At 63.6% G+C, this 738-nt stretch carries 2 protein-coding genes; both read right to left on the bottom strand.

The genetic code is table 11. The features are described from left to right. Nucleotides 1–368, bottom strand: a 368-nt coding sequence (locus F2P45_RS37090; RefSeq protein ID WP_187367261.1) for a PAAR domain-containing protein, incomplete at its 3' end; no start/stop codon positions are given. A gap of 3 nt (nucleotides 369–371) precedes the next feature. Continuing rightward, nucleotides 372–738 (bottom strand): hypothetical protein (locus tag F2P45_RS34370; protein WP_166882677.1); only part of this gene is annotated, 367 nt, incomplete at its 5' end.

Here is a 738-nt window from a genome sequence, read left to right as displayed (position 1 = left end):
TCGACCACTTCTTCGAAAATGCCCTCCGGCATGAACGAATTGGTCTGGACAGCGGCACCGCCAATGAACACGTTCGCCGAGCCGTCTGTGATATAGGCCCTGCACACGATCTTGTCGCTGACCCTGGCTGCGGGTAAGCCATTGATGAAGACAGTCGAGCTGCCGGTCGCGATCGGCAACGGCGCCTGCGGGTGTAGCGCGCACACCACGACGTCAACATACGCCCGCGCGGCCTTGATGCCGTTGGTGAACACATTGCTGGAACAAGGACCGACGATCTTGCCGGTAACGTCGCCGATGCCTCCTATCGGACCGTCACCGGGCGGCGTGTGGCCGATCGAATCCCCAAGCCTTGCTGCTTTTGGCATGGTTTAGCTCTCCGTGGGCTGGTTGAGCATGGCCTGAACCTCGGCGATGCTGGAAAGACGCACGACCGGCGACCCCGCTACAAACACCGATGCCTGGTGCAATCGCTCGCGCAAGGAGGCGGCGCCGCGTTCCGGCCGCAGTTCGAGCACATAGCTGCCCGCCTTGCGCCACACGGTACCCGTGTTCGGCACAACAAAATCCGGATGCAAGGCCGTGCCGGCGGCGTCAAAAAACGCCCACGCGTCATGCTCGACTTCGCGCGCATCGGTCTTGCGACAGGCTTCCTCGTGGTTGGCGAACGCGTGCAGGGTGCGGCGCCGCTCGGACAGCGCAAACACGGTCGACGCGATCGCCGGCGCCGAACTTGCG

The sequence above is a fragment of the Massilia mucilaginosa genome, assembly GCF_011682145.1.
GTDB lineage: Bacteria > Pseudomonadota > Gammaproteobacteria > Burkholderiales > Burkholderiaceae_D > Telluria_A > Telluria_A mucilaginosa.
The sequence above is the reverse complement of the archived record's forward strand: the minus strand, read 5'-3'. Positions and strand labels throughout refer to the sequence as shown.